Source organism: Vicinamibacteria bacterium (assembly GCA_035620555.1).
Taxonomy (GTDB): domain Bacteria; phylum Acidobacteriota; class Vicinamibacteria; order Marinacidobacterales; family SMYC01; genus DASPGQ01.
Genome location: DASPGQ010000653.1, coordinates 1 through 5156, shown reverse-complemented (window position 1 = coordinate 5156; position 5156 = coordinate 1). Strand labels below are relative to the sequence as shown.

Sequence of the window (5156 nt, the reverse complement as noted above, 5' to 3'; positions counted from 1 at the left end):
AAAGATGCGGAGAAACGATATTATGGCGGGACAGCTGTTCGGATGGCGCAGCGGGTGGTCATGAAGTTCGCGTCGCCGCGTGCATTGGGCGATCGTGACGAAAGTCTGATCGCCGGCCTCGCGGCCCACGCGGCCATTGCCCTCGACAACGCGCACCTCTACCGGGAAGCACAGGAGGCGCGCAGGGCGGCCGAGGCGGCGAGCCGGGTGAAGGACGATTTCCTGGCTACGCTGTCGCACGAGCTGAGGACGCCCCTGAACGCGATCGTCGGTTGGGCGCACCTGTTAAAGCGCGGCCAGCTCACTCCCGACGAGATCGGCGATGCCATCGACACCATCATTCGCAACGCCGCGGCGCAGGGCCAGATTGTCGAAGAGCTCCTGGACGTATCGCGGATTATCACGGGGAAGCTGCAGCTCGATCTGCGGCCCTTGGAGATCGGTGTGGTGGTGAAGGCGTCGGTCGAGACCGTGACGCCCGCGGCCAACGCGAAGGGCATACGACTCCAGCTCATCCAGGACCCCGCCGGCAGCTACGTCATGGGGGATCCGGAGCGCCTGCAGCAGGTATTCTGGAACCTCCTTTCCAACGCCATCAAGTTCACGGACAAGCATGGTCGGGTGCGGGTAAGCGTTCAGTCCGTCGATTCCTCCGTCGAGATCGTGGTGGTCGACTCCGGTCTCGGCATCGACGCCGAGTTCCTTCCGATCATCTTCAACCGTTTCACGCAGAGGGACTCCTCGAGCACCCGGTCCGCCCCCGGTCTGGGCGTGGGGCTCGCCATCACGCGACAGCTCGTCGAGCTCCACGGCGGGAGCATCGAGGCGGAAAGTCTCGGGATCGGACACGGGTCTACGTTCACGGTAAGATTTCCCCGCTCCCCGGTGACGGCAACGACCTCGAACGGTCGCGTCTATTCGCAGGCGGACGACGTCGTCGGATTGGAGGAAGCGCCCGACCTCAGGGGGATCCAGGTGCTGATCGTGGAAGACGACGACGACGCCCGGCTGCTCCTAGCGAAGGTGCTCGAAGGTCAGGGCGCATTCGTCAAGACGGTGTCGTCGGCCCGCGAGGCCCTCGAAATCCTGGGACGGGAGCGAATCGACGTGCTCTTGAGCGATATCGAGATGCCCGGGACCGATGGCTACCAGTTGATCCGGGAATTGCGCCTGCGCTCCCAGCAACAAGGAGGGGCCGTCCCTGCGGTGGCGCTGACCGCCTATGCGCGCACCGAAGATCGGCTCCGCGCGCTGCGCGCCGGCTTCCAATTGCACCTGTCGAAGCCCGTGCAGCCCTCCGAGCTGGTCACGGTCGTCGCGAGTCTGGCGGCACATCGCAACGGATGAACAAAAAACGCAAGGAAGGAGCGCCGCCGCCAGGGCGCGAGAGGGGCCGAGCCCCGGAGAGCGAGATCGAGTTGCGGGAGTTCCTCGATCACGCCCCGGTCGGCCTGCGCTTCGTGAGCCGTGACGGGCGTTTTGCCTGGATACCGTCGACCAACAGGCCCGGCTCCGCGTCATCGATAGCGGCGAGGGAATGAGCTCCGGGTTCCTGCCCTTCGCCTTCGAGAGATTCCGCCAACAGAACAGCACCAGCACTCGCTCCCATCATGGGCTGGGTCTGGGTCTTTATGTGGTGCGCCACGTGGTCGAGCATCACGGTGGCAGGGTGAATGCGGCAAGCCCCGGTCCGGGACGAGGGACCACCATGACGGCCTTCCTTCCGCTAGCGCGCGGGGGGAGAGTCGCGGAGGGTAGTCCCTCGGTTAGCCCCGAGCCCGTTTCCGCAGGGGACGGCCTTTTTGCCGGCCTGAAGGTCCTGCTCGTCGACGACGAAGAGGACGCGCGAGAGGCCATGCGAAGGATCCTTCAGCAGAATGGGATGCTCGTCACTACCGCCGATTCCGCGCAGGAGGCGTTCGAGCTGGTTGAACGTCTTCAGCCCGACATCTTGCTGAGCGACGTCGCTATGCCCGGCGAGGACGGCCTTTCTCTCATCCGCCGGGTGCGTCTTCTGCCGCTCGACCGCGGCGGCCGCATTCCGGCCGCGGCGCTGTCGGCTTACGCGGGAGTCGAAGATCGCCGCAAAGCACTTCTGGCCGGATTCCAGTACCACATTCCGAAACCCGTGGACCCGGACCATCTTCTCGCCGTCATGGAGGCGATGGCCCGCATGAGGGAAGAGCCGAAGTAGAACGGGTGTCGCCCACCCGGGCCCGTCAGTGGTGAGCCACTTCGACGCTGCGGACGGCGACGAGTCTCTTGTCGATCTCTTTCCAATCGACGTTGCCCATGAAGGCCTCGATGTACGACGCGCGGTCCGTTCCGTAATCGGTCATGAAGGCGTGCTCCCAGGCGTCCATCACCAGAAGGGGCGAGCATCCCGCTGCGTGGCCGGTGCCGTGTTCGTCGATCCAGAGATTCATCAGGCGGCCGCTTTCGGGATCGAGGTAGAGGATCGCCCAGCCGACTCCACGAAGGTTTCCCACGGCTTTGAACTCGTCGGACCAGCGGTCGAAGCTTCCGAAGCCCGACGTGATGGTCTCTTGCGCGTCCCCTCTGGAGGGTGGCTTGCCGCTTCCACCCAGGTTTCCAAAGTAGAGCTCATGAAGGCGCATGCCGTCGAACTCCCAACCGAGGCGCCGCCTTAGCTCGGAATGCTCCACCGATCCGAGCTTGCCGCCCTCTTCGAGCTTTGCGAGCTTTTCGAGGAGCTCGTTGGTTTGGGCGACGTAGCCCTGATAGAGACCGATGTGGTCGTTTAGAAGTTGGTCGCTGAATCCGTTCATGCCCAGAAGCGAGCTGAAATCCTTTGGCTCGTATTTCATTTTCTACTCCCTTCCAGTTTCATCGCGTAGTCGTCATTGCGACGATGGCCCGAAAGGGGGTGGTCGGAGCCCGAAATGAGGACCGCTCGTCGGCCACCCCAGACGCAAGAGCGGGATCAGACGACCCGTCGCCCCGAGATCAGATTGACCACCACCACGATGACGGCCAAAACCAGCAACAGATGGATCAACCCCCCGAAGGTGGTGGAGCTGACCGTTCCCAGTAACCACAACGCCGCGAGAATCACAACGACTGTCCAGAGCATATCGCCTCCTTTGGCTATCGTCCGCGCGTCATGCGAGCCGACTCCAGTGTGAAGAGCAAGAGCCGTGCCAGTAGCCAATCACGAGGAGCCTGTCAGATTCGCGGTTGTGACGTGCGCGAAGGGAGCCTACCGGGGGCGCTCTGACGCATGTTCTACAATTTGCTAAGAGGGGGATGGCCCCCGGTCGGACCGCCCCGTCAGTCGGTTTTGTACTCCCTCAAACGGTTGTAGAGGGTCTTCACGCTGATCTGGAGAACATCGGCGACCTTCTTTTTGTCCCCCTCGAAGCGTTCGAGCGTCGCTAGGATGAGACGGCGCTCCATCTCTGCCATGGGGATCCCCACCTGTATCATCAAGGTCGAAGGGGGCGCGGACGGTTCTTCGGTGACCTGGAGGGGGAGGGAGTCGACGCCAACATCGTCCTCGGCGAGGATGAAGGCGCGCTGAACCACGTTCCTGAGCTCACGGACGTTCCCCGGCCAATGGTGCTGGTCGAGCCGGTCGAGGCACGCCCGGGTGAAGCGCTTGGTTGTCCCCTCGTTCTGGTTCAGCTCCTTCAGAAACTCCTCGGCCAAGAGCTTGACATCTCCGGCCCGCTTCCGCAATGGAGGAATCTCGATCTGGAAGGTGTTGAGGCGATACAGCAAGTCCTCACGCAGCTTCCCCGCCGTGACCGCGTCCTCGATCCGCTGGTTCGAGGCCGCAATGATGCGCACATCGACCTGGAACGAATCGCTCCCTCCAACGCGGCTGACCGTGGACGTTTCGAGCACGCGGAGGAGCCTCACTTGGAGGTCCATGGGCATCTCTGCGATCTCGTCGAGAAACAAGGTCCCTCCATGAGCTCGCTCGAAGTATCCCCGGTGCATTTTGTCGGCCCCGGTGAAGCTCCCGCGCTCGTGACCGAAGAGCTCGCTCTCGATCAGATTCGCCGAGACCGCGCCGCAGTTCATGGGAAGAAACGGTGCCTTGCTGCGGCGACTCAGGTCGTGGATGGTCCGTGCGACGACCTCCTTTCCCGTACCCGTCTCACCGCTGAGGAGGATGCTGGCGTTGGTCTTGGCCACGCGTGCGATCAAATCGTAGATCTTCTGCATGGCGGGCGACGCGCCGACGAGGGGTCCGAACCGACCCAGCTTGCGCAACTCGGTGCGCAGTGAGCCGATCTCACCCTTCATCTTAAGGGTGCGAGACAGCTTGCCCAGAGCCATCTTGACCCGGGCCATGTCGACAGGCTTCGTGAGGTAGTCGGCGGCGCCGCAGCGGAGGGCTTCGACAGCCGTCTCGACGCTCGCGTGCCCCGTGATCAAAACGACTTCCGGGGAGGCCGTGCCCTCGAAATCCTCCAGCAGATCGAGCCCGCTCCCATCGGGAAGCCCGAGGTCGATGAGCAGGATGTCGGGTTGGTGCGCCGCGATCTCCTCGCGGGCTTGCTTCAAGCTCTCCGCGCCAAGGACCTCGAAGCCCTCGCGCTTGACGACTTCCGAGAGCCCCAGCAAGAACCCGGAATCGTCATCGACGATTAATGCGCGGGGTGTCACGTTGCGCTCCGATCGCGAGGCGGATTCCGGAGCATCGAGTGAATCTAACGAGGCCATCGAACGTTTCCTGTATGTTGCGAAGTATACCATCGTCCCCACGGGAGCAGGGCGTCGGGCTGTGTGATGCGCGCGGAGGAAGACGGCGAGAGCGATTGACGAGAAAGGCCCGAGACCTTGCGAAGTCTCGGGCCGTCGCGAAACAAATTTGGGGACAGTGACGACGATTGGGGCTTACCAGCGCCGCCCGCCGCCGCCGCCTTCGGTGCCTGACTTGGCTTCGTTGACGTTCAAAGCCCTAAATAGAAAATGCGCTCTTAAGCAGAATTCGAAGGCGCCTTCTAATCCTCCTGCACGATTGTCAAATCGGGGGCCACTATAGAGTCTTCTGCACTCTGTCTCATCCTGAGAGCCACGCGTGAGCCCAGTTGGAACGCCCACTACTGTTCGCTCCCAAACGGCGGGAACAACTCGCTCGTGTGGCCACTGCTGCGACAGATCGTTGGCGTTCGATGTTCGGCCGG

General features: G+C 62.9%; 6 protein-coding genes. 3 read left to right on the top strand and 3 right to left on the bottom strand.

The genetic code is table 11. From position 1 onward, the window contains the following. The 3 genes from VEK15_26590 to VEK15_26580 form a co-directional block, all read left to right on the top strand. On the top strand, nt 1–1347 hold a 1347-nt coding region (locus tag VEK15_26590; GenBank protein ID HXV64296.1), incomplete at its 5' end, for an ATP-binding protein. Beyond that, on the top strand, nt 1344–1541 hold the full coding sequence (locus tag VEK15_26585) for a hypothetical protein (protein HXV64295.1): 198 nt from the start codon (nt 1344–1346) through the stop codon (nt 1539–1541). The genes VEK15_26590 and VEK15_26585, both read left to right, overlap by 4 nt. After that, entirely contained in the window at nt 1538–2194 is a 657-nt protein-coding gene (locus VEK15_26580) for a response regulator (protein ID HXV64294.1), read from the top strand. The genes VEK15_26585 and VEK15_26580 overlap by 4 nt, the downstream gene beginning before the upstream one ends. A 25-nt stretch (nt 2195–2219) precedes the next feature. On the opposite strand, the gene VEK15_26575 is transcribed toward VEK15_26580, so the two are convergent. The 3 genes from VEK15_26575 to VEK15_26565 all read right to left on the bottom strand — a co-directional run bounded on the left by VEK15_26575 (nt 2220) and on the right by VEK15_26565 (nt 4635). Beyond that, complete coding sequence (locus VEK15_26575; GenBank protein ID HXV64293.1) at nt 2220–2828, bottom strand: Fe-Mn family superoxide dismutase; 609 nt, start codon at nt 2826–2828, stop codon at nt 2220–2222. A 116-nt stretch (nt 2829–2944) separates the two neighbouring features. After that, a complete protein-coding gene (locus VEK15_26570) occupies nt 2945–3094 on the bottom strand; it encodes a lmo0937 family membrane protein (GenBank protein ID HXV64292.1) in 150 nt (49 codons plus the stop codon). 197 nt (nt 3095–3291) lie between these two features. After that, entirely contained in the window at nt 3292–4635 is a 1344-nt protein-coding gene (locus VEK15_26565; protein HXV64291.1) for a sigma-54 dependent transcriptional regulator, read from the bottom strand. Between the last annotated feature and the right edge of the window lie 521 nt (nt 4636–5156).

Coding starts and splice junctions, on each gene's coding strand:
- VEK15_26585 (HXV64295.1), top strand. CDS start 1,344: ATGAACAAAAAACGCAAGGAAGGAGCGCCGCCGCCAGGGCGCGAGAGG.
- VEK15_26580 (HXV64294.1), top strand. CDS start 1,538: ATGAGCTCCGGGTTCCTGCCCTTCGCCTTCGAGAGATTCCGCCAACAG.
- VEK15_26575 (HXV64293.1), bottom strand. CDS start 2,828: ATGAAATACGAGCCAAAGGATTTCAGCTCGCTTCTGGGCATGAACGGA.
- VEK15_26570 (HXV64292.1), bottom strand. CDS start 3,094: ATGCTCTGGACAGTCGTTGTGATTCTCGCGGCGTTGTGGTTACTGGGA.